The sequence below is a fragment of the Streptomyces yangpuensis genome (assembly GCF_024666385.1).
GTDB classification, from domain to species: Bacteria; Actinomycetota; Actinomycetes; order Streptomycetales; family Streptomycetaceae; genus Streptomyces; species Streptomyces yangpuensis.
This window is the reverse complement of record NZ_CP102514.1, coordinates 1,259,462-1,282,162: the sequence shown is the minus strand read 5'-3', so window position 1 is coordinate 1,282,162 and position 22,701 is coordinate 1,259,462. Positions and strand designations below refer to the sequence as shown.

14 protein-coding genes and 3 rRNA genes are annotated in these 22,701 nt (G+C 67.9%); 12 read left to right on the top strand and 5 right to left on the bottom strand.

Annotated features, from left to right (window positions below; genetic code table 11):
- Nucleotides 1-36: 36 nt before the first annotated feature.
- Together NRK68_RS05900 and NRK68_RS05895 are read right to left on the bottom strand one after the other, a co-directional pair.
- Entirely contained in the window at nucleotides 37-375 is a 339-nt protein-coding gene (locus tag NRK68_RS05900) for an Mpo1-like protein (protein WP_183067475.1), read from the bottom strand.
- 13 nt (nucleotides 376-388) lie between these two features.
- Complete coding sequence (locus tag NRK68_RS05895) at nucleotides 389-1,069, bottom strand: M15 family metallopeptidase (RefSeq protein WP_257855259.1); 681 nt, start codon at nucleotides 1,067-1,069, stop codon at nucleotides 389-391.
- 29 nt (nucleotides 1,070-1,098) lie between these two features.
- On the opposite strand from NRK68_RS05895, the gene NRK68_RS05890 reads away from it, so the two are divergent.
- On the top strand, nucleotides 1,099-1,608 hold the full coding sequence (locus NRK68_RS05890) for an NUDIX domain-containing protein (protein WP_183067473.1): 510 nt from the start codon (nucleotides 1,099-1,101) through the stop codon (nucleotides 1,606-1,608).
- Between the two features lie 234 nt (nucleotides 1,609-1,842).
- On the opposite strand, the gene NRK68_RS05885 is transcribed toward NRK68_RS05890, so the two are convergent.
- Nucleotides 1,843-4,701 carry a glycoside hydrolase family 31 protein gene (locus tag NRK68_RS05885; RefSeq protein WP_257855258.1) on the bottom strand — a complete coding sequence of 953 codons (2,859 nt, stop codon included), beginning with the start codon at nucleotides 4,699-4,701 and terminating at the stop codon, nucleotides 1,843-1,845.
- 283 nt (nucleotides 4,702-4,984) lie between these two features.
- Between NRK68_RS05885 and NRK68_RS05880 the strand changes: the two genes are divergently transcribed.
- Both NRK68_RS05880 and NRK68_RS05875 read left to right on the top strand, forming a co-directional pair.
- Nucleotides 4,985-6,973 carry an acetoacetate--CoA ligase gene (locus NRK68_RS05880; protein WP_183067471.1) on the top strand — a complete coding sequence of 663 codons (1,989 nt, stop codon included), beginning with the start codon at nucleotides 4,985-4,987 and terminating at the stop codon, nucleotides 6,971-6,973.
- Between the two features lie 136 nt (nucleotides 6,974-7,109).
- On the top strand, nucleotides 7,110-8,012 hold the full coding sequence (locus NRK68_RS05875) for a DUF8829 domain-containing protein (protein WP_257855257.1): 903 nt from the start codon (nucleotides 7,110-7,112) through the stop codon (nucleotides 8,010-8,012).
- A gap of 60 nt (nucleotides 8,013-8,072) precedes the next feature.
- On the opposite strand, the gene ptsP is transcribed toward NRK68_RS05875, so the two are convergent.
- Together ptsP and NRK68_RS05865 are read right to left on the bottom strand one after the other, a co-directional pair.
- On the bottom strand, nucleotides 8,073-9,743 hold the full coding sequence (gene ptsP / locus NRK68_RS05870; protein ID WP_183067469.1) for a phosphoenolpyruvate--protein phosphotransferase: 1,671 nt from the start codon (nucleotides 9,741-9,743) through the stop codon (nucleotides 8,073-8,075).
- A 74-nt stretch (nucleotides 9,744-9,817) separates the two neighbouring features.
- Nucleotides 9,818-10,267, bottom strand: coding sequence for a PTS sugar transporter subunit IIA (locus tag NRK68_RS05865; RefSeq protein WP_183067468.1), 450 nt, complete (start codon nucleotides 10,265-10,267; stop codon nucleotides 9,818-9,820).
- Nucleotides 10,268-11,017: 750 nt separating this feature from the next.
- Between NRK68_RS05865 and NRK68_RS05860 the strand changes: the two genes are divergently transcribed.
- The 9 genes from NRK68_RS05860 to NRK68_RS36730 all read left to right on the top strand — a co-directional run bounded on the left by NRK68_RS05860 (nucleotide 11,018) and on the right by NRK68_RS36730 (nucleotide 22,675).
- Nucleotides 11,018-12,541, top strand: a 16S ribosomal RNA gene (locus NRK68_RS05860).
- A gap of 283 nt (nucleotides 12,542-12,824) precedes the next feature.
- Nucleotides 12,825-15,944, top strand: a 23S ribosomal RNA gene (locus NRK68_RS05855).
- A gap of 78 nt (nucleotides 15,945-16,022) precedes the next feature.
- Nucleotides 16,023-16,139 (top strand): 5S ribosomal RNA (gene rrf, locus NRK68_RS05850).
- Together the 16S, 23S and 5S rRNA genes form the textbook arrangement of a ribosomal RNA operon.
- Nucleotides 16,140-16,268: 129 nt before the next feature.
- Nucleotides 16,269-16,859: a cardiolipin synthase ClsA gene (gene clsA, locus NRK68_RS05845; protein WP_031149849.1), complete on the top strand. Its 591-nt coding sequence runs from the start codon at nucleotides 16,269-16,271 to the stop codon at nucleotides 16,857-16,859.
- Nucleotides 16,860-16,960: 101 nt separating this feature from the next.
- Nucleotides 16,961-19,456 (top strand): mannose-1-phosphate guanyltransferase, encoded by a 2,496-nt coding sequence (locus tag NRK68_RS05840; RefSeq protein ID WP_183068890.1) that lies wholly within the window; start codon nucleotides 16,961-16,963, stop codon nucleotides 19,454-19,456.
- A 109-nt stretch (nucleotides 19,457-19,565) separates the two neighbouring features.
- The gene (locus tag NRK68_RS05835) at nucleotides 19,566-20,474 is read left to right on the top strand and encodes a DUF881 domain-containing protein (RefSeq protein WP_257857781.1); all 909 of its coding nucleotides are present in this window, start codon (nucleotides 19,566-19,568) and stop codon (nucleotides 20,472-20,474) included.
- A complete protein-coding gene (locus NRK68_RS05830) occupies nucleotides 20,471-20,803 on the top strand; it encodes a small basic family protein (protein WP_007262894.1) in 333 nt (110 codons plus the stop codon). The genes NRK68_RS05835 and NRK68_RS05830 overlap by 4 nt, the downstream gene beginning before the upstream one ends.
- A complete protein-coding gene (locus NRK68_RS05825) occupies nucleotides 20,803-21,657 on the top strand; it encodes a DUF881 domain-containing protein (protein WP_220819502.1) in 855 nt (284 codons plus the stop codon). Before NRK68_RS05830 ends, NRK68_RS05825 begins: the two co-directional genes overlap by 1 nt.
- A 475-nt stretch (nucleotides 21,658-22,132) precedes the next feature.
- Nucleotides 22,133-22,675, top strand: coding sequence for an FHA domain-containing protein (locus NRK68_RS36730; protein ID WP_030959974.1), 543 nt, complete (start codon nucleotides 22,133-22,135; stop codon nucleotides 22,673-22,675).
- Nucleotides 22,676-22,701: the final 26 nt, after the last annotated feature.

Sequence of the window (22,701 nt, the reverse complement as noted above, 5' to 3'; positions counted from 1 at the left end):
AGAAGTAAGGAGTCTGCCACGGCCGCCCGGCCCGGGTCACCGGTTCTCGGCGAGCCACTTGCCCGCGATCTCGTCCAGCTCCGCGTCCCGCCCGGCCAGCATCATCCGGATCATCTGCGCGTCCCCGCGCAGCGACCACACCGGATGCCCGAACGTGGCCGGATTGTTCCCCTCGATCAGGAAGTGCGCCGGCCAGGCGGTCCCGTACCCGATCAGGGGAAGAGCGGCGAGCCAGCGCCCGCGGCCCCGCGCCACCCCGTAGGCGGTCAGCGCCAGACCGGTGAGCGTGCCGGTCAGATGCACCCAGCGGGTGGCGGCCCGGGAGTGCATCGCGACGTAGTACGGCCAGAATTCCTCGTATGAGCGATACGTCATGCGGGCAACGTACTCAGGGCCGGACCTCGGCGACAGCGACGGGGAAGTCGAAATACGTGTCCGGGTACGCCTCCGGCTTGTAGGTGAAGTGCCACCACTCCTCGGGAAGGTTCACGAACCCCTGCGCGCCCAGCACCCGCTTCAGCACCTGCCGGTTGGCGCGGGCGGCGCCGGTCACCCGCGGATCGTCCGTGTGCGACAGCGGATCGAAGAAGTCGAACGCCGTCCCCATGTCGACCTCCCGGCCCGGGAGTTCCTCCAGCGTCACGTCGACCGTGCTCCCACGGCTGTGCCCGGACCGCTCCGCGATGTACCCGTCGGCGATCAGCCGGCCGCGCTCCACCCGCGGATAGAACTCCGCCTTGCGCGCCAGGTCCTCGGGACCGTCCTCCTCCCGCGCCCACCGTACGAACCGGTCCACCGCCCGCTGCGGCCGGTAACAGTCGTACACCCGCAGCGAGTAGCCCCGCCGCAGCAGCACCCGCTGCGCCCGCCGCAGCGCCTCCGCGGCCGGCCGGGCCAGCAGGCACTCCGGCTCCTCGTACCCGTCGACCACCGCGCCGGTGAAGTTCCGCCCACCCGCGTACCGCATGTCCTGCCGGATGCTCGGATCCACCTCCCGCAGCGCAGTGAACCCCGGCGGCGCCGCGGCCCCGCCCGCCAGCACCCCGACCAGCCCCGCAACAGCCGTCATCCGCATACCCCTTGGCATACCATCACCGCATGCCGGCACACCTGAGGGACTCGCACTGCTCCACCTGCGGAGCGCCGTACGGTACGACCACCTGGCCCCGCACCTGCCCGTCCTGCGGTGCCACCGCCTACCGCAACCCGCTCCCCGTGGCCGTCACCCTCCTCCCCGTCGAGGACGCGGACGGCACCGGCCTGGTGGTCATCACCCGCACCATCGAACCGGCCCTCGGCGGTATCGCCCTCCCCGGCGGCTTCATCGACTTCGGCGAGGACTGGCGCGACGCCGTCGTCCGCGAGCTGCGCGAGGAGACCGGCATCACCGCCTCCGCCGCGGACGTCACCCTGGCCGACGCCCTGAGCTCCCCGGCCGGCCACCTCCTCCTCTTCGGCCTCCTGCCGCCGCGCCCCGCCGACACCCTCCCCGCCTCGAAGCCGACGGACGAAACCACGGGCTGGCACATCCTGCGCACCCCCACCCCCCTGGCCTTCCCCCTCCACACCCAAGCGGCGGCATCCTGGTTCGCGGGCCACTACGCCTGACCCTCCGGCCCCGCCGGAGTTCGCCCCTTCCGCCCCCACTGCCAGCCTCGCCGGCGTCCGGGGTCACGTCCCGCCCGCCGGTGTTGGAGGCGCGTGCCCTTCCGGCCTCGCCGACGTCCGAGGCGCGCGCGGCCCCATCCGCCCCCCGCTCCCAGCCTCGCCGGCGTTTCCAGGCGCGGGGTCCGGGGCGGAGCCCCGTTCCTGAAGCCGCAGTCACCCGCACCGCACCGCCCGCTACAACCCCCGCACCACCACGCTCTCCACCGGCGCCCCCGTCTCGTCCTCCACCACCACCGCCTCCCCGGCCCACCGCGAGGTGTACCGCTCGACCCGGCCCGCCCCGAACCCCGGCCCCGGGTCCCGGACCACCACCCCGCCGCCCGTACGCCCCCGGGCCGGCGCCCAGACCTCCAGCTCCACCCCACCGCCCCCCGCGGACCGCACCGGCAGCACCGCACCCGCCCGCGCCAGCACCGGGATCCGGCCCTGCGGCGCGTCCAGCAGGATCTGGCCCGGTCCCTCGTACGCCGCCCCCGTCGCGGTGTCGTACCACCGGCCCCGTGGCAGCCGTACCGCCCGCCGGTCCGCCCCGCGCTCCAGCACCGGCGCGACCAGCAGCGCGTCACCCAGCAGGAACGCGTCCTCGCAGTCCCGCAACCGCCGGTCCTCCGGCGCGCCCCACCACACCGGCCGCACGTACGGAGCGCCGGTCCGGCGCGCCATATGGGCGAGCGTCACGAAGTACGGCCGCAGCCGCTCCCGTTCCGCCATCACCGCCCGCGCCTGCTCCTCCACCTCCGGCCCGAACTCCCACGGCTCCCGCCGCCCCGCCCAGATCGCCGAATGCGTACGGAACAACGGCATGTAGGCGCCCAGTTGCAGCCACCGCACGTACAACTCCGGCGACGGCGAACCGCCGAACCCGCCCACGTCCGGCCCTGAATACGGCACCCCGCACAACCCGAGCCCGATCACCAGCGCCAGCGAGGCCCGCAGCCCCTCCCAGCTGGTCTCCACATCGCCCGACCAGGTGCCCCCGTACCGTTGCATGCCCGCCCACCCCGACCGGGAGAACATGAACGGCCGCTCCTCGGGCCGCAGCCGGACCAGACCCTCCCATCCCGCCCGCGCCATCCCCAACGCGTACACGTTGTGGCCCTCACGATGGTCACCGCCCGCCCCGTCCATCGCGTGCCGCGCCGACCGCGGCAGCGTGGCGTCCCCGAACGCCGCGAAGGACACCGGCTCGTTCATGTCGTGCCAGAAGCCGGAGAAGCCCTGCCCGAGCCGCTCCTCGTACAGTCCGCCCCACCACTCCCGCACCTCCGGATCCGTGAAGTCCGGATAGGCGCACTCGCCCGGCCACACCTCCCCGCGCACCTCCCGCCCGCGCGCGTCCCGTACGAAGGCGCCCCCCGACCCCACCGTCAGCCCGGCCGCGTGCAGTGCGTCACCCGCCTTCACCGCCGGGTCCACGATCGACACGAGCCGCACCCCCTGCTCGCGCAACTCCCGGGCCAGCCCCGGCAGATCCGGGAACCGTTCCTCGTCCACGGTGAACACCCGGTGCCCGTCGTAGTGGTCGATGTCCAGGTGTACGGCCGACAGCGCGAGCCCGCGCGCCGCGTACCCCGCGACCACCCGCCGCACCTCCGCCGCACTCCCGAACCCCCACCGTGCGTGCTGGTACCCCAGCGCCCACTCGGGCGGCACCGCGGCCCCGCCCGTCAGCGCCGACCAGCCCTGGAGCACCCGGGCCGGCGTCCCCACCAGCACCCAGCACCGCAGCGGCCCGCCCTCCATGCGCAGTTCGCTCGCCCCGGGACGGTCCGGCCCCGATCCGACGCCCTCCTCACCCTCGCGCAGCACCACCCGGCCGTCCCAGCAGTTGTCGTGGAAGACCAGATGGGTCCCCGCGTCCGCCACGACCATCTGCACCGGCATGGTGAGGTAGAGCGGATCGACGCCCGGCCCGAAGCCGCCCTTGGGGTCCGTGTTCCACAGCCGGTACGCCCCGTCGCGCAGCCGCGGCCCCGAGGCCCGCCCACCCAGCCCGAAGAACCGCGCATCCGCCGGCACCTCACTCCGCAGCCCCCACCGCCCCCCGCCGCCCACCGCCGCGGAGGCCACCTCGTCCCCCCGGCCGCCCGCCCCGTCCGGCGACGCCGTCCGGTCCGAACCCGACCTCGTCTCGCCGGTGCCCGCCTCCGTCCCAGCGGCGCCCGCCGCTGCCGAGGCCACCTCGTCCCCCCGGCCGCGCGCCCCGTCCGGTGACGCCGTCCGGTCCGAACCCGACCTCGTCTCGCCGGTGCCCGCCCCCGTCCCAGCGGCGCCCGCCGCAGCCGAGGCCACCTCGTTCCCCCGGCCGCCCGCCCCGTCCCGGCCGGACCTCGCTCCCGTCCCGCCGGAGCCCGTCCCTGCCCCGCCGGCGCCCGCCGCTGCGTGGCCGGATCCCGACCCCGTCCCGTCGGGCTCCGGCCCGTCCGTACTCGCCCCGGCCCCGCCGGAGAGGGCTCCCGTTCCGCCCGGTCCGGCGAACCCGGACCCGGACCCGTCGGAGCGTGCCGCCGTGGCATCCGCGGGGCGGGCCCCGGACGAGGCCACCCCCTCTGCGGCCTCCCCGGCGAGGGGTACCGGTTCCCACCATCGCGGCGGCGACTCCCGCCGCAGCACCGTCCCGCCGGGGGTGCGCACCTCCAGCGCCCCGTACCGGGACACGGCCACCGTCACCCGCTCCGACACCACCCGCCAGCCGCCTCCGGTGTCCGGCTCCAGCACGGCCCGCAGATCCGGCTCCGGCCCGCTCCCCACCACCGCGTACGACGGCGTCGCCGCGGCCCCGTCCCAGGCCCAGAACACCACCCCGCCCGCCATCACCCGCACCACCAGCTCCGAGCGCGCGAACCGCAGTACGCCCCCGCCCGGCCTCGGCTCCGTACCGACCAGCAGCCCCGGCACCCGCGCCCGTTCCGCGCCCCGGCGCGGGAGCCCCACCGCGTCCGCGCGCCGCCGACGCCACGCCGAGAGCCAGGTCCGCCGACCGCGCTCCGTACCGATGTCCTTCACCGCACGCACCAGATCACGACCGTCCATGCCGCTCACCCTGCCACCGGCCCCCGACCGAGGGGACGGCGTTCAACTGCCGTTCACCCACCGGCGGCGTCCTCCGCCGGTCACCCGACCGGCCAGGTCGGCCCTGGTGCAGCCGTCGATCACATGGCATCGTCCCTGTGAGCCGCCGCGCACGCACCCCCGCGCGCGACGGCACCGTACGCACACGTACACGTACACATACATGCACACGTACATGCACACGTACACGTACACCGCACACGCACACGAAGCGCGAGCCGCAGACTTGACCGGGAGCCGACCCATGACCTCAGCCACCCAGCCGGAACCCCTCTGGGCGCCGGGCCCCGACCGGATCGCCGCGGCCCGGATCACCGCCTTCCAGGCCTGGGCCGCGACGCGCTTCGGAGCCCCCGCGGACGGCGGCTACCCCGCTCTGCACCGCTGGTCCGTCGACGAGCTCGACATCTTCTGGCAGGCCGTCGCCGAATGGTTCGACGTCCGCTTCACCACCCCGTACGAGTCCGTCCTCGCCGACCGCTCCATGCCCGGGGCCCAGTGGTTCACCGGAGCCACCCTCAACTACGCCGAGCACGCGCTGCGCGCCGCCGAGGACCCGGCCCGCGCCGACGACCCCGCCCTGCTGTACGTGGACGAGACCCACGAGCCCGTCCCCGTCACCTGGGCCGAACTCCGCCGCCAGGTCGGCTCCCTCGCCGCCGAGCTGCGCGCCCTCGGCGTACGCCCCGGTGACCGGGTCAGCGGCTACCTCCCCAACATCCCCGAGGCGGCCGTGGCCCTCCTCGCCACCGCCGCGGTCGGCGGCGTGTGGACCTCCTGCGCCCCCGACTTCGGTGCCCGCAGCGTCCTCGACCGCTTCCAGCAGGTCGAGCCGGTCGTCCTGTTCACCGTGGACGGGTACCGCTACGGCGGCAAGGAGCACGACCGCCGCGAAGCCGTGGCCGAGCTCCGCGCCGAGCTCCCCTCCCTGCGCGCCGTCGTCCACATCCCGCTCCTCGGCACGCCCGCCCCCGAAGGCGCCCTGGAATGGTCGGCGCTCACCGCCGCGGACACCGAGCCCGTCTTCGAGCCGGTCCCCTTCGACCACCCGCTCTGGGTGCTCTACTCCTCCGGTACCACCGGTCTGCCCAAGGCCATCGTCCAGTCCCAGGGCGGCATCCTCCTCGAACATCTCAAGCAGCTCGGCCTGCACTGCGACCTCGGCCCGGAGGACCGGTTCTTCTGGTACACCTCCACCGGCTGGATGATGTGGAACTTCCTCGTCTCCGGACTCCTCACCGGTACGACGGTCGTCCTCTACGACGGCAGCCCCGGCTACCCGGACACGGGCGCGCAGTGGCGCATCGCCGAGCGCACCCGCGCCACGCTCTACGGCACCTCCGCCGCCTACGTCATGGCCTGCCGCAAGGCCGAGGTCCACCCGTCCCGCGACTTCGACCTCTCCGCGGTGAAGTGCGTGGCGACCACCGGGTCCCCGTTGCCGCCCGACGGCTTCCGCTGGCTTCACGACGAGGTCGCCGAGGACCTGTGGATCGCCTCCGTCAGTGGCGGCACCGACGTCTGCAGCTGCTTCGCGGGCGCCGTCCCCACCCTGCCCGTCCACATCGGCGAGCTCCAGGCGGCCTGCCTTGGCACGGACCTCCAGTCCTGGGACCCGTCCGGCAAGCCGGTCGTCGGCGAGGTGGGCGAACTCGTCGTCACCAACCCCATGCCGTCCATGCCGATCCACTTCTGGAACGACCCCGACGGCAGCCGTTACCGCGACAGCTACTTCGAGATGTTCCCGGGCGTCTGGCGCCACGGCGACTGGATCACGCTCACCGACCACGGTTCGGTGATCATCCACGGCCGTTCCGACTCCACGCTCAACCGCCAGGGCGTCCGGATGGGATCCGCCGATATCTACGAGGCCGTCGAACGACTCCCGGAGATCAAGGAGTCCCTGGTCATCGGCCTGGAGGAGCCGAACGGCGGCTACTGGATGCCGCTCTTCGTCCACCTGGCCCCCGGCGCGGCCCTGGACGACGAGCTGCGCGCCCGGATCAAGGCGACGATCCGCGAGGAACTCTCCCCGCGCCACGTCCCCGACGAGATCATCGAGGTGCCGGCGATCCCGCACACCCTCACCGGCAAGCGGATCGAGGTCCCGGTCAAGCGGCTCCTGCAGGGCACGCCGCTGGCGAAGGCGGTCAACCCGGGGTCCGTCGACAACATCGACCTCCTCGGCTTCTACGAGGAATTGGCCCGCACCCGCAGCAGCAGCCGCGCCTGAGGTCCGCCCCGGCTCCTACGGCTGCCACCGCTACCGCCACCGCCACCGCCACTGGCACTGTCACTGTCAGTGGTGATGGTTACGCTGAGTGAGCAAGTGATCGCACTGGAGTGATCGCACTCAGGGGGAGCCAGCCATGCCACGCAAGAACGACACCGGTACCCACCGGCGCCGCGCGCTGCGCCGCGAGGTCCCCGGCACCGTCGGCCTCCTGGCCGACGCCGGGGACTTCGCGGCCATGTGCGGCTACCGCACCTTCGGCTTCGACCGCCAGGCCGACTACGCCGACTACCTCCACCACGTCGACGGTTTGCTCCGGTCCTTCGCGGCCCGGGGCATCCACACCACCGTCGCACTCTTCGACCCCGACGAGTACGCCGAGTACTGCGGGGAACACGGCCTGGACCCGGACACGTCCCGGACCCGCACCCGCTTCACCGCCGAACTCGCCGGCCGCGGGACCGTCCTGCCCTACACCGGCCAGCCCATCGACGAACTCGTGCCGCTCCTCGTCGACGAGGCCGTCCGCCAGGCCACCTGGGAGTACGCCACCGGGGTCCTCGCCGGAGTGGGCCGCTGCGCCGACTGCGGCGAGGACATCGGCCACGCCTCCTTCGACCGCGCCACCGATGCGCTGAAACGCCTCCTGGCCGGCGCGGGCCCCGGCCACCACCACTTCGTCTGCAGCGTCCCGACCGAGGACGAGCAGCTCGTCGCCGTCTTGCACGCCGACACCACCGGCGACCCGGACACCCCGCCGCGGATCGACGGCCGCGAGAGCCTCGACTTCGTGACGGTCCTCGCCGCGGGCCTCGCCCTCGGCGGCCCCGGGGGACTCGTCGTACGCAGCACCACCGAGGGCCATCGGGACCGGGTCCACGGCTGGCGCCTGGACCGCGGCCGCCTCACGGCCCTCTCGGCGGCGGCCGTGTTCAACGCGTACTGCACCGACGCCGACACCGGAGACATCGTCGCCCCCGAACCCGGCGTCGAATACTGCCCGGGCTACGAGGTCGACGACCCCGGCCCCCATCACTGAGAAGCCCGAGGGGCCCCCGCCACCGGCGAGGGCCCCTCGTTCCGCACTACAACCGTCCGGCTACTCGCCGGAGAGCACCGCCTGGGCGGCCACGCGGGCCTCCTCGGCGCTGTCCGCCGCACGGGCCGCCGCCGCGGCCCGCTCGCACTGCGCCAGCGTGTGCTTGGCGAGCGTCGCCCGGACGTACGGGATCGACGCGGCTCCCATCGACAAGGAGGTGACACCCAGACCGGTCAGCACGCAGGCCAGCAGCGGGTCGGAGGCGGCCTCGCCGCACACACCGCAGCTCTTGCCCTCCGCCTTGGCCGCCCCGGCCGCCATCGCGATCAGGTCGAGCAGCGCGGGCTGCCACGGGTCCTGGAGCCGGGACACGGCGCCGACCTGCCGGTCGGCGGCGAAGGCGTACTGCGCCAGGTCGTTCGTGCCCAGCGAGAGGAACTCGACCTCCTGGAGGATCGAGCGCGCACGGAGCGCGGCGGAGGGGATCTCCACCATCGCGCCGAACTTCGCCTGGAGCCCGGCCTCGCGGCACGCGTCGGCGAAGGCCTTCGCGTCGGCGCGGTCGGCCACCATCGGAGCCATGACCTCCAGGTGGACCGGCAGCCCCCGCGCAGCCTTCGCCAGCGCGGTGAGCTGTGTCCGCAGCACCTCCGGGTGGTCCAGGAGCGAGCGCAGCCCCCGCACGCCCAGAGCCGGGTTCGGCTCGTCGGCAGGCGTCAGGAAGTCCAGCGGCTTGTCGGCGCCCGCGTCGAGCACACGCACGACGACCCGTCCCTCGGGAAAGGCTTCGAGCACCTTGCGGTAGGAGTCGACCTGCTTCTCCTCGGACGGCGCCTTCTTGCTGTCGTCCAGGAAGAGGAACTCGGTGCGGAACAGGCCCACGCCCTCGGCCCCGGCCTCGACGGCCGCCGGCACGTCCCCGGGACCGCCGACGTTGGCCAGCAGCGGCACCTTGTGACCGTCGGAGGTCGCACCCGGACCGGACGAGGCGGCCAGCGCCGCCTTGCGCTCGGCGGCAGCCGCCTCCAGCTCGGCCCGTTTCTCCGCGGACGGGTCGACGAACAGGTCACCCGTGCTGCCGTCCACCGCGATCATGGTGCCCTCGGCGATCTCGCAGGCCCCCGGCAGGGCCACGATCGCCGGCACACCCAGGGCGCGCGCAAGGATCGCGCTGTGGCTGGTCGGCCCGCCCTCCTCGGTCACGAAGCCGAGGACGAGAGCCGGGTCGAGCAGGGCGGTGTCGGCGGGCGCCAGGTCCCGCGCGATCAGCACGTACGGCTCGTCGCTGTCGGGCACACCCGGCATCGGCACACCGAGCAGCCGCGCCACGATGCGGTTGCGCACGTCGTCCAGGTCGGCCACCCGGCCGGCCATGTACTCGCCGGCCCCAGCGAGCAGGTCGCGGTAGGCGGCGAAGGCGTCGTACACACCGCGCTCGGCGGTGCTGCCGACGGCGATCCGCCGGTCGACGTCCGCCATCAGCTCGGGGTCCTCGGCGATCATCGCCTGGGCCTCGAGCACGTGCTGGGCCTCGCCACCGGCCAGCTGGCCACGCGCGATCAGGTCGGCCGCCACGGCTTTCACGGCCTGGCGGGCGCGCCCCTGTTCGCGCGCCGCCTCATCGGCGGTGATCTGCCTGGCCGGCGGTTCGAGGACCGCCGTGCCCATGTGCCGCACCTCGCCGATCGCCACCCCGTGGCTCACGCCGACGCCTCGCAGCGTTGTCTCCATTTCACCCGTCTCCGATTGGGCGGCGGCCCCGGCCGCCGCGATGGATTTCCGTCACGCCCGTGCGGGCGGAAGGCTCACTGCCAGCTGAAGAGCATGTCGTCAGCCTTCACGTCGCCGGACTCCACGACGTCGGACAGGGAGTCGGCGGTCGCCTCGAGTGCCACGACGGGACAGATCGGGGACTTGCCGAGCTCTTCGACGGCAGCGGGGTTCCAACGGATGACCGCCTGGCCGCGGGTCACGGTGTCGCCCTTGTTGACGAGCAGCTCGAAGCCCTCGCCGTTGAGCTGGACGGTGTCGATGCCGAGGTGCGTGAGTACGCCATGGCCCTCGCCGTCGACGACTACGTACGCGTGCGGGTGCAGGGAGACGACCACACCATCGACGGGGGACACCGCCTCCGAGGGCTCGCGCACGGGATCGATGGCGGTGCCAGGGCCCACCATCGCGCCGGAGAACACCGGATCCGGCACTGCCGCGAGTCCGATGGCGCGACCTGCAAGTGGGGACGTCACGCTGGTCATGAGGGGCCTCCCAGGGGTGGGGCTCTTGGTTTCGCCGTCACTGACTGTCGCGAACGGCGTACTCTTGAGAAGGATAAGTCACTAGATGTTCGGGTTAGTCCGATGTAGGTCCCGATCCGGACTGGTCCCTTCGGCACGGAGACTAGTGGACTAGACCGGTGGACTAGACCATACGCCTGAATCGATTTGCTTGGGCACCCCCCGGCCTGTACTGTCGTGACTCCCGCCAGGACGCCCCCGCGTGAACATCTCGCGAACGGCAGCTGGACGGGAACCTTCCTCTTCAGCTTTGATCTCAATCTCCATCGCTCCTTCGTATGCCCTTTCGGGAATGCGGCGAGTGGTCGGGGAGAAGGAAATTCGCTGATAGAGTCGGGATAGCCGGAAAGGGAAACGCGAAAGCGAAAACCTGGAAAGCGCCGAGGAAATCGGACACGAAAGAGTCTGATAGAGTCGGAAACGCAAGACAGTAGAACGAAAGCCCGGAGGAAAGCCCCAGCCGATGTTGCTGAGGGTGAGTACGAAGGAAGCGTCCGTTCCTTGAGAACTCAACAGCGTGCCAAAAATCAACGCCAGAAGTTGATACCCCGTCCACTTCGGTGGATGAGGTTCCTTTGAAAAAGTCCTGTAGGGCCTCCTCGTGAGGTGCTTGCAGGCGACAAACACAGCGAGGACGTTGTGGCGCGTCGGTCATATTCCGACATGATGCGCCCGCTCTTTCGTGCGTGTGCACCCGATCACGGGTAAACATTCATGGAGAGTTTGATCCTGGCTCAGGACGAACGCTGGCGGCGTGCTTAACACATGCAAGTCGAACGATGAAGCCCTTCGGGGTGGATTAGTGGCGAACGGGTGAGTAACACGTGGGCAATCTGCCCTTCACTCTGGGACAAGCCCTGGAAACGGGGTCTAATACCGGATACGACTGCGGAAGGCATCTTCTGCGGTGGAAAGCTCCGGCGGTGAAGGATGAGCCCGCGGCCTATCAGCTTGTTGGTGGGGTAATGGCCTACCAAGGCGACGACGGGTAGCCGGCCTGAGAGGGCGACCGGCCACACTGGGACTGAGACACGGCCCAGACTCCTACGGGAGGCAGCAGTGGGGAATATTGCACAATGGGCGAAAGCCTGATGCAGCGACGCCGCGTGAGGGATGACGGCCTTCGGGTTGTAAACCTCTTTCAGCAGGGAAGAAGCGAAAGTGACGGTACCTGCAGAAGAAGCGCCGGCTAACTACGTGCCAGCAGCCGCGGTAATACGTAGGGCGCAAGCGTTGTCCGGAATTATTGGGCGTAAAGAGCTCGTAGGCGGCTTGTCACGTCGGATGTGAAAGCCCGAGGCTTAACCTCGGGTCTGCATTCGATACGGGCTAGCTAGAGTGTGGTAGGGGAGATCGGAATTCCTGGTGTAGCGGTGAAATGCGCAGATATCAGGAGGAACACCGGTGGCGAAGGCGGATCTCTGGGCCATTACTGACGCTGAGGAGCGAAAGCGTGGGGAGCGAACAGGATTAGATACCCTGGTAGTCCACGCCGTAAACGTTGGGAACTAGGTGTTGGCGACATTCCACGTCGTCGGTGCCGCAGCTAACGCATTAAGTTCCCCGCCTGGGGAGTACGGCCGCAAGGCTAAAACTCAAAGGAATTGACGGGGGCCCGCACAAGCGGCGGAGCATGTGGCTTAATTCGACGCAACGCGAAGAACCTTACCAAGGCTTGACATATACCGGAAAGCATTAGAGATAGTGCCCCCCTTGTGGTCGGTATACAGGTGGTGCATGGCTGTCGTCAGCTCGTGTCGTGAGATGTTGGGTTAAGTCCCGCAACGAGCGCAACCCTTGTCCTGTGTTGCCAGCATGCCCTTCGGGGTGATGGGGACTCACAGGAGACCGCCGGGGTCAACTCGGAGGAAGGTGGGGACGACGTCAAGTCATCATGCCCCTTATGTCTTGGGCTGCACACGTGCTACAATGGCCGGTACAATGAGCTGCGATACCGTGAGGTGGAGCGAATCTCAAAAAGCCGGTCTCAGTTCGGATTGGGGTCTGCAACTCGACCCCATGAAGTCGGAGTCGCTAGTAATCGCAGATCAGCATTGCTGCGGTGAATACGTTCCCGGGCCTTGTACACACCGCCCGTCACGTCACGAAAGTCGGTAACACCCGAAGCCGGTGGCCCAACCCTTGTGGAGGGAGCTGTCGAAGGTGGGACTGGCGATTGGGACGAAGTCGTAACAAGGTAGCCGTACCGGAAGGTGCGGCTGGATCACCTCCTTTCTAAGGAGCACAGTACCGATTGCAGACAAACGTTCTGCACGGTCAGCTCATGGGTGGAACGTTGATTAGTTGGCACGGTTTCTGACACTTCCTGTAAGTACTGCTTCGGCGTGGAACACAGCGAAAGTCGACGGGATCGTGCTTGGCACGTTGTTGGGTCCTGAAGGTACGGCCGTTTGGTCATGTCTTCAGTGCCGGCCCCAGTGAACTCGCCAGCTTGTCTGGTGGGGTGATGGGTGGCTGGTCGTTGTTTGAGAACTACACAGTGGACGCGAGCATCTGTGGCCAAGTTTTTAAGGGCGCACGGTGGATGCCTTGGCACCAGGAACCGATGAAGGACGTGAGAGGCCGCGATAGGCCCCGGGGAGCTGCCAACTGAGCTTTGATCCGGGGGTGTCCGAATGGGGAAACCCGGCAGTCGTCATGGGCTGTCACCCACTGCTGAACACATAGGCAGTGTGGAGGGAACGAGGGGAAGTGAAACATCTCAGTACCCTCAGGAAGAGAAAACAACCGTGATTCCGGGAGTAGTGGCGAGCGAAACCGGATGAGGCCAAACCGTATGCGTGTGATACCCGGCAGGGGTTGCGCATGCGGGGTTGTGGGAGTGAGCTTTCACAGTCTGCCGGCTGTGAGGCGAGTCAGAAACCGTATGGATAGGCGAAGGACATGCGAAAGGTCCGGCGTAGAGGGTAAGACCCCCGTAGCTGAAATCTGTACGGCTTGCTTGCTCATTTCCCAAGTAGCACGGGGCCCGAGAAATCCCGTGTGAATCTGGCGGGACCACCCGCTAAGCCTAAATATTCCCTGGTGACCGATAGCGGATAGTACCGTGAGGGAATGGTGAAAAGTACCGCGGGAGCGGAGTGAAATAGTACCTGAAACCGTGTGCCTACAAGCCGTGGGAGCGTCGGATGCAGCTTGCTGCATCTCGTGACTGCGTGCCTTTTGAAGAATGAGCCTGCGAGTTAGCGGTGTGTAGCGAGGTTAACCCGTGTGGGGAAGCCGTAGCGAAAGCGAGTCCGAACAGGGCGATTGAGTTGCACGCTCTAGACCCGAAGCGGAGTGATCTAGCCATGGGCAGGTTGAAGCGGAGGTAAGACTTCGTGGAGGACCGAACCCACCAGGGTTGAAAACCTGGGGGATGACCTGTGGTTAGGGGTGAAAGGCCAATCAAACTCCGTGATAGCTGGTTCTCCCCGAAATGCATTTAGGTGCAGCGTCGTGTGTTTCTTGCCGGAGGTAGAGCACTGGATAGGCGATGGGCCCTACCGGGTTACTGACCTTAGCCAAACTCCGAATGCCGGTAAGTGAGAGCACGGCAGTGAGACTGTGGGGGATAAGCTCCATGGTCGAGAGGGAAACAGCCCAGAGCATCGACTAAGGCCCCTAAGCGTACGCTAAGTGGGAAAGGATGTGGAGTCGCAGAGACAACCAGGAGGTTGGCTTAGAAGCAGCCACCCTTGAAAGAGTGCGTAATAGCTCACTGGTCAAGTGATTCCGCGCCGACAATGTAGCGGGGCTCAAGCGTACCGCCGAAGTCGTGTCATTGCAGCAATAGGGCCAACGCCCGCTGTGATGGGTAGGGGAGCGTCGTGTGCCGGGTGAAGCAGCAGCGGAAGCTAGTTGTGGACGGTTCACGAGTGAGAATGCAGGCATGAGTAGCGATACACACGTGAGAAACGTGTGCGCCGATTGACTAAGGGTTCCTGGGTCAAGCTGATCTGCCCAGGGTAAGTCGGGACCTAAGGCGAGGCCGACAGGCGTAGTCGATGGACAACCGGTTGATATTCCGGTACCCGCTTTGAAACGCCCAATATCGAATCAGGCGATGCTAAGTCCGTGAAGCCGTTCCGGACCCTTCGGGGAAAGGAAAGTGGTGGAGCCGACGAACCAGACTTGTAGTAGGTAAGCGATGGGGTGACGCAGGAAGGTAGTCCAGCCCGGGCGGTGGTTGTCCCGGGGTAAGGGTGTAGGCCGAGGGGTAGGCAAATCCGTCCCTCATACAAGGCTGAGACCTGATGCCGAGCCGATTGTGGTGAAGTGGATGATCCTATGCTGTCGAGAAAAGCCTCTAGCGAGTTTCATGGCGGCCCGTACCCTAAACCGACTCAGGTGGTCAGGTAGAGAATACCGAGGCGTTCGGGTGAACTATGGTTAAGGAACTCGGCAAAATGCCCCCGTAACTTCGGGAGAAGGGGGGCCATCACTGGTGATCCAACTTGCTTGGTGAGCTGGGGGTGGCCGCAGAGACCAGCGAGAAGCGACTGTTTACTAAAAACACAGGTCCGTGCGAAGCCGTAAGGCGATGTATACGGACTGACGCCTGCCCGGTGCTGGAACGTTAAGGGGACCGGTTAGTGACCTTTCGGGGTTGCGAAGCTGAGAACTTAAGCGCCAGTAAACGGCGGTGGTAACTATAACCATCCTAAGGTAGCGAAATTCCTTGTCGGGTAAGTTCCGACCTGCACGAATGGCGTAACGACTTCTCGACTGTCTCAACCATAGGCCCGGTGAAATTGCACTACGAGTAAAGATGCTCGTTTCGCGCAGCAGGACGGAAAGACCCCGGGACCTTTACTACAGTTTGATATTGGTGTTCGGTTCGGCTTGTGTAGGATAGGTGGGAGACTTTGAAGCATCAACGCCAGTTGGTGTGGAGTCGCCGTTGAAATACCACTCTGGTCGTGCTGGATGTCTAACCTCGGTCCGTGATCCGGATCAGGGACAGTGTCTGATGGGTAGTTTAACTGGGGCGGTTGCCTCCCAAAGGGTAACGGAGGCGCCCAAAGGTTCCCTCAGCCTGGTTGGCAATCAGGTGTTGAGTGTAAGTGCACAAGGGAGCTTGACTGTGAGACCGACGGGTCGAGCAGGGACGAAAGTCGGGACTAGTGATCCGGCGGTGGCTTGTGGAAGCGCCGTCGCTCAACGGATAAAAGGTACCCCGGGGATAACAGGCTGATCTTCCCCAAGAGTCCATATCGACGGGATGGTTTGGCACCTCGATGTCGGCTCGTCGCATCCTGGGGCTGGAGTCGGTCCCAAGGGTTGGGCTGTTCGCCCATTAAAGCGGTACGCGAGCTGGGTTTAGAACGTCGTGAGACAGTTCGGTCCCTATCCGCTGTGCGCGTAGGAATATTGAGAAGGGCTGTCCCTAGTACGAGAGGACCGGGACGGACGAACCTCTGGTGTGCCAGTTGTCCTGCCAAGGGCATGGCTGGTTGGCTACGTTCGGGAGGGATAACCGCTGAAAGCATCTAAGCGGGAAGCCTGCTTCAAGATGAGTATTCCCACCTCCTTGAGAGGGTAAGGCTCCCAGTAGACGACTGGGTTGATAGGCCAGATGTGGAAGCCCGGTAACGGGTGAAGCTGACTGGTACTAATAGGCCGAGGGCTTGTCCTCAGTTGCTCGCGTCCACTGTGTTAGTTCTGAAATAACGAACAGCTGTGATTACACACCAGCGTTCGAATTTCATAGTGTTTCGGTGGTCATAGCGTTAGGGAAACGCCCGGTTACATTCCGAACCCGGAAGCTAAGCCTTTCAGCGCCGATGGTACTGCAGGGGGGACCCTGTGGGAGAGTAGGACGCCGCCGAACAATCATTGTGGGAAAGCCCCGCACCAGTCATGGTGCGGGGCTTTTCTGCGTTCCGGACACCTGTGTGGTCTCCTGTAGGGTCAGTGTGCATCGAACGACCATTTCTACCGTCACAGTGGAGGCCCCCGGGTGGAGGTCCAGGAGACTCGGGTTCAGACTGACCGAATTTTCACCATTCCGAACATCCTGAGCATGGCTCGCCTGGCCGGCGTGCCCCTGTTCCTGTGGCTGATCCTCGCGGAGTACGACGGGTGGGCCCTGGCCGTCCTCATGCTCAGCGGGGTCAGTGACTACCTCGACGGGAAGCTCGCCCGGCGCTGGAATCAGATCAGCAAGCTCGGCCGGCTGCTGGATCCCGCCGCGGACCGTCTCTACATCCTGTCGACGCTGTTCGGTCTGACCTATCGCGAGATCCTTCCGCTGTGGCTCACCGGCGCTCTCCTCGCACGAGAGCTGATGTTGCTGGTCATGGTGTGGATCCTGCGCCGTCACGGATATCCGCCGCCGCAGGTCAACTTCCTCGGCAAGGCCGCGACCTTCAACCTGATGTACGCCTTCCCGTTGCTCCTGCTCAGTGACGGAAGCGGCTGGTTGGCCTGGTTGGCGTCAGTTTTCGGATGGGCGTTCGCGGGATGGGGTACAACCCTCTATTGGTGGGCAGGAATCCTTTACGTGGTTCAAGTCCGCCGACTGGTGAAGGCTGACGCCACGGCCGATTGAAGCCCGCCCGACGCCGGATGACGCGGAGGAGTCGCGAAGTCACCGAACGAGGCGGGTGAGAGTCGGCACGACTGTCATCTCTCAAGGAGGACTCTTCCGACATGAAGGCCGTCGTGATGGCCGGCGGCGAGGGCACACGCCTTCGCCCCATGACCTCGAGCATGCCCAAGCCGCTCCTGCCGGTGGCGAACCGCCCGATCATGGAGCACGTGCTCAGGCTGCTCAAGCGGCACGGTCTCAGCGAGACCGTGGTGACCGTCCAGTTCCTGGCCTCGCTCGTCAAGAACTACTTCGGGGACGGCGAAGAGCTCGGTATGGAGCTCACCTATGCCAACGAGGAAAAGCCACTCGGGACCGCCGGCAGCGTGAAGAATGCCGAGGAGGCCTTGAAGGATGACGCCTTCGTCGTCATTTCCGGCGATGCGCTGACCGACTTCGACCTCACCGACCTGATCCGCTTCCACAAGGAGAAGGGCGCGCTCGTCACGGTGTGCCTGACCCGGGTGCCGAACCCACTCGAATTCGGCATCACCATCGTGGACGAGGAAGGCAAGGTGGAGCGCTTCCTGGAGAAGCCCACCTGGGGCCAGGTGTTCTCGGACACCGTCAACACCGGCATCTACGTCATGGAGCCCGAGGTCTTCGACTACGTCGAAGCCGACGTCTCGGTCGACTGGTCCAGCGATGTCTTCCCCCAGCTGATGAAGGAAGGCCGGCCGATCTACGGCTACGTGGCCGAGGGCTACTGGGAGGACGTGGGCACCCATGAGAGCTACGTCAAGGCGCAGGCCGACGTGCTCGAGGGCAAGGTCGAGGTCGAGATGGACGGCTTCGAGATCTCCCCGGGGGTCTGGGTCGCCGAAGGCGCCGAGGTCAGCCCGGACGCCGTGCTCCGAGGACCGCTCTACATCGGTGACTACGCCAAGATCGAAGCCGGTGTGGAGATCCGCGAGCACACCGTCATCGGGTCGAACGTCGTCGTCAAGAGCGGCGCCTTCCTGCACCGGGCCGTCGTCCACGACAACGTGTACATCGGGCCGCACAGCAACCTCCGCGGCTGCGTCATCGGCAAGAACACCGACATCATGCGCGCCGCCCGCATCGAGGACGGGGCCGTCATCGGCGACGAGTGCCTCGTCGGTGAGGAATCGATCGTCCAGGGGAACGTACGCGTCTACCCCTTCAAGACGATCGAGGCCGGTGCCTTCGTCAACACGTCCGTCATCTGGGAGTCCCGCGGACAGGCCCACCTCTTCGGTGCGCGCGGAGTCTCCGGGATCCTCAACGTCGAGATCACCCCGGAACTGGTGGTCCGGCTCGCCGGCGCCTACGCCACGACCCTGAAGAAGGGCGCGATCGTCACGACGGCCCGTGACCACTCCCGCGGCGCCCGAGCGCTCAAGCGGGCCGTGATCTCGGCACTGCAGGCCAGCGCGATCAACGTACGGGACCTGGAGAACGTACCGCTGCCCGTGGCGCGGCAGCAGACCGCGAGAGGCAGCGCCGGCGGGATCGTCCTGCGGACCTCGCCCGGAGTGCCGGACTCCGTCGACATCATGTTCCTCGACGAACGCGGCGCGGACCTGTCGCTCCAGCAGCAGCGCAAGCTGGACCGCGTGTACGCGCGCCAGGAGTACCGGCGGGCCTTCCCCGGCGAGATCGGCGACCTGCAGTTCCCGGGCAGCGTCTACGACGCCTACACCGGCTCGCTGCTGCGGCGCGTGGACACCACGGGGATCGGTGACGCGGGGCTCAAGGTGGTCGTCGACGCCACCAACGGCAGCGCCGGACTGGTCATGCCGAGCCTCCTGGGCCGGCTCGGCGTGGACGCCCTGACCATCAATCCCGGGCTCGACGAGTCCAGGCCGACGGAGAGTGCCGAGTCCCGGCGGGCCGGCCTGGTGCGGCTGGGCGAGATCGTGGCGTCGGCGCGGGCGGCCTTCGGCGTGCGGTTCGACCCGGTGGGCGAGCGCATCTCGCTGGTGGACGAGCGCGGGCGGATCATCGAGGACGACCGGGCGCTGCTCGTCATGCTCGACCTGGTGGCCGCGGAGAAGCGCAGCGGCAAGGTCGCGCTGCCGGTCACCACGACGCGTGTCGCCGAGCAGGTGGCGGCCTACCACGGCACCCAGGTGGAGTGGACCACGACCTCGCCCGACGACCTGACCAGGGTCGGGCGGGCCGAGAACACGATCTTCGGCGGGGACGGCCGGGGCGGCTTCATCGTTCCGGAGTTCAGCAGCGTCTTCGACGGGTCGGCTGCGTTCGTACAGCTGCTGGGGCTGGTGGCGCGTACCCAGCTCACCCTGAGCCAGATCGACGCCCGGATCCCGCGGGCGCACGTGCTCAAGCGTGACGTGCCGACGCCGTGGGCGGTGAAGGGGCTCGTCATGCGGCGGGTCGTCGAAGCCGCCGGAGACCGGCAGGTGGACACCACCGACGGGGTGCGGGTGGTCGAGGCCGACGGCCGGTGGGCGCTGGTCCTCCCGGACCCGGCGGAGGCCGTGACGCACCTGTGGGCCGAAGGCCCCGACGACGCCTCCGCGCAGGCACTGCTCGACGAGTGGGCGGCCGTGGTGGACGGCGCCGGGCACTGAGTGCCGGGCGGCCGATGACGTAGGGCGGAAGTCCGGTGGGCCGGGGCGGGATGACCGGCCCGGCCCACCGGATGGACGCATTGGGTGTGTGCGGCGCCGACATGCGACGATGTGCGGCATGTCGCAGCCGCCCCACAACCGGACTCCGGCGTCTTCTGTGCCAGCGCGCCCCGACGCCTCCATGTCGCTGCTGACGCACGTGATGGACCACAGCCTCGACGAGGGCTACGCGGAGGCGACGGCCCGGCGCGAGGCGGACGGCACGGCCGGCCTGCCCCGCACGCTCAAGGCGAAACTGGGGCTCGCCGCCGGACTCGTGGCCGCCGCGATGGTCGTCACGCTCGGTGCAGCCGAGGCACGCCTGGACGCGCCGGTGCTGGCCAAAGAGCGCCAGGAACTGATCGACCGGGTGCAGCGCGCCGATGAGCGCGCGGACGCCCTGGAGCAGAACATCGACCGGCTGAGGACCGATGTCGCCGCACGTCAGCGCGCGGCCCTCAAGCAGCCCGGGAACAGCCAGGGCGAGCTCGTCTCCCAGCTGGCCGGTGCCACCGAGGTCCGCGGACCGGGGATCAGGCTGGTGGTGGACGACGCGAAGGGCTCCACCACCGGCGACGGCGGGAAGCCGCGCGAGAGCAGCGGCTTCTCGGACACCGGACGGCTCCGTGACCGCGACATGCAGAAGATCGTCAACGGACTGTGGCAGTCAGGCGCCGAGGCGATCTCGATCAACGGACAGCGGCTGACGGAGCTGTCGGCGATCAGGGCCGCGGGTGACGCGATACTGGTCGACAACCGGCCGCTGGTGCCGCCGTACGAGGTGCTGGCGGTGGGGGACAAGAAGCGGCTCGGCCCGGCCTTCCAGGATTCGGCGGACGGCCAGTACCTGCACGTGCTGCAGGAGAGCTACGGGATCCGCTCCACCCTGTCCGCGGCCGACGAGCTCCGGCTGCCGGCCGCTTCCAGCCTGATCGTACGTACAGCCACAGCAGCAGAGCAGCAGAAGGGTGCATCGTGATCGCGGTACTGGGCCTCTTGGCCGGAGTGGTGGTCGGACTTCTGGTCCGGCCCGAGGTACCGGCCGTGGTGGAGCCTTATCTGCCGATCGCCGTGGTGGCGGCGCTGGACGCGGTGTTCGGGGGCTTGCGCGCCATGCTGGACGGCATCTTCGTCGACAAGGTCTTCGTGGTGTCGTTCCTGTCGAACGTCGTCGTGGCCGCGCTGATCGTCTTCCTCGGCGACAAGCTGGGCGTCGGCTCTCAGCTGTCCACCGGCGTGGTGGTCGTCCTCGGCATCCGCATCTTCTCCAACGCCGCGGCCATCCGCCGCCACGTTTTCCGGGCGTGATGGCGATGAGCGGCGCGAACGACACCCCGGCCGAGGAACCGAACGTCCCGGAACGGCCTCTTGAAGAGGGACAGGCAGAGGGAAAGACAGCGGGAAAGGCAGAAGGAAGGGTCCAGGCGGAGCCGGTCACCGAGGAGACCGGCCGGCAGCGGCTCGCCGCCGGTCTGTGGCCGCCGAGGGTCAGCCGGGCCCAACTGATCGTGGCGCTGCTGCTGTTCGTCCTGGGCCTGGGCCTGGCGATCCAGGTGCGCTCGAACAGCGACTCCAGCGCGCTGCGCGGGGCACGCCAGGAGGACCTCGTACGGATCCTCGACGAGCTCGACGGGCGGACCAAACGGCTGGAGGACGAGAAACAGCGGCTGGAGGACCAGCGCCGGGAGCTGGAGAGCAGCTCCAACCAGGCCGAGGAGGCCCGCAGGCAGACCGTGGAGAAGGAGCGTCAACTGGGCATCCTCGCCGGTACGGTGGCAGCACAGGGACCGGGCATCACGCTCAAGATCACCGATCCCACCGGCCAGGTGCAGTCCGATCAGCTGCTGGACACGCTCCAGGAGCTGCGGGCCGCCGGGGCCGAGGCGATCCAGATCAACGGGGTGCGCATCGTGGCAGGCTCGTACTTCTCCGACGAGAACGGCGGGGTTGGGATCGACGGCAAGAAGATCACACAACCCTACGAGTTCAAGGTGATCGGCAAGCCGCAGGATCTGGAGCCCGCGCTGAACATCCCGGGCGGTGTCGTCCAGACGCTGGAGAAGGAGCAGGCCACGGTGGCCGTCACACGGTCGGCGAAGATCGTTGTGGATGCCTTGCGGGCTGCGAAGCAGCCTGACTACGCTCGGTCGTCATCGGGATGAAGCGGAGTGGAGGGTGGAGCGGCTCACGCGGGCTGAAGCCTGCGGGGGGTCGCCGCACCGAAGTTGCGGTGCGTGGTGGAAACTGTCTGATGGTTACGGACGTTGAGAGAATGTCCGGGTCGGCAGGTGTCTGCATTCGGAGTTCGTCCTGCCCCACGGGCGGGTCTGTTTCAGTCAAGGGGAATCGCCCGTGAAGTTGTTTGAGAAGTTGTTCGGCAAGAAGAACCGCGAGGAGAGCGGTGCGGCGCGGCACCGTGCCGGCGGCGCGGAAGGGCAGGGTGACCGCCCGCTGTTCCGTGACGAGGTCCCCGGCGCGGGTGAGCCGGGCGCGCACGGCGCGTCGTCTGTTGACCCTGCCGGTACCGGCCGCATAGGTTTCGGAGATCCATCAACCTCAAGTGCGGGTGGAGGGTTTGCCCCCGACCCGTATGCCACCAATGCCTCCGCGGGGCAGCCGCGGCGCGAGGAGCCGTCCATGTCGGCCGAGCAGGTTTGCAGCAGGTGCGGACACCGCAGCGATGCGGCCAGCCGATTCTGCTCCAACTGCGGAGCGCCGCTGCGGGCGGGTCTGACGCCGGAGCGTGCCTCGGAGACCACGTCCACCATCTCGATCTCGGGCCTGGAGGCCTACGAGGCCGAGGTGACGGGCCAGACGCACGTGTCGTCCTCGCTGTCCCCCGAGGCCCAGGCCGCGGTGGAGGCACTGCCGCCCGGTTCCGCCCTGCTCATCGTGCGGCGCGGACCCAACTCCGGCAGCCGCTTCCTGCTGGACGGCGAACTGACCACAGCCGGCCGGCACCCGCAGAGCGACATCTTCCTGGACGACGTCACCGTCTCCCGGCGCCATGTCGAGTTCCGCAGGAGCCAGGACGGCGGCTTCACCGTCGCCGATGTCGGCAGCCTCAACGGCACGTACGTCAACCGTGAACCGATCGACTCCGTCCCCCTGCACAACGGCGACGAGGTGCAGATCGGCAAGTACCGGATGGTCTTCTACGCGAGCCTGCGGGGCGTCTGACCCTCCCCCGGACCCGGTCCGGGGGG

Bases quoted from the DNA above. Each gene is read 5' to 3' on its own strand.
- ptsP (WP_183067469.1), bottom strand. From the start codon at position 9,743: ATGGAGACAACGCTGCGAGGCGTCGGCGTGAGCCACGGGGTGGCGATC.
- NRK68_RS05900 (WP_183067475.1), bottom strand. From the start codon at position 375: ATGACGTATCGCTCATACGAGGAATTCTGGCCGTACTACGTCGCGATG.
- NRK68_RS05835 (WP_257857781.1), top strand. From the start codon at position 19,566: ATGTGCGGCATGTCGCAGCCGCCCCACAACCGGACTCCGGCGTCTTCT.
- NRK68_RS05885 (WP_257855258.1), bottom strand. From the start codon at position 4,701: ATGGACGGTCGTGATCTGGTGCGTGCGGTGAAGGACATCGGTACGGAG.
- NRK68_RS05895 (WP_257855259.1), bottom strand. From the start codon at position 1,069: ATGACGGCTGTTGCGGGGCTGGTCGGGGTGCTGGCGGGCGGGGCCGCG.
- NRK68_RS05880 (WP_183067471.1), top strand. From the start codon at position 4,985: ATGACCTCAGCCACCCAGCCGGAACCCCTCTGGGCGCCGGGCCCCGAC.
- NRK68_RS05840 (WP_183068890.1), top strand. From the start codon at position 16,961: ATGAAGGCCGTCGTGATGGCCGGCGGCGAGGGCACACGCCTTCGCCCC.
- NRK68_RS05865 (WP_183067468.1), bottom strand. From the start codon at position 10,267: ATGACCAGCGTGACGTCCCCACTTGCAGGTCGCGCCATCGGACTCGCG.
- NRK68_RS36730 (WP_030959974.1), top strand. From the start codon at position 22,133: ATGTCGGCCGAGCAGGTTTGCAGCAGGTGCGGACACCGCAGCGATGCG.
- NRK68_RS05890 (WP_183067473.1), top strand. From the start codon at position 1,099: ATGCCGGCACACCTGAGGGACTCGCACTGCTCCACCTGCGGAGCGCCG.
- NRK68_RS05875 (WP_257855257.1), top strand. From the start codon at position 7,110: ATGCCACGCAAGAACGACACCGGTACCCACCGGCGCCGCGCGCTGCGC.
- NRK68_RS05825 (WP_220819502.1), top strand. From the start codon at position 20,803: ATGGCGATGAGCGGCGCGAACGACACCCCGGCCGAGGAACCGAACGTC.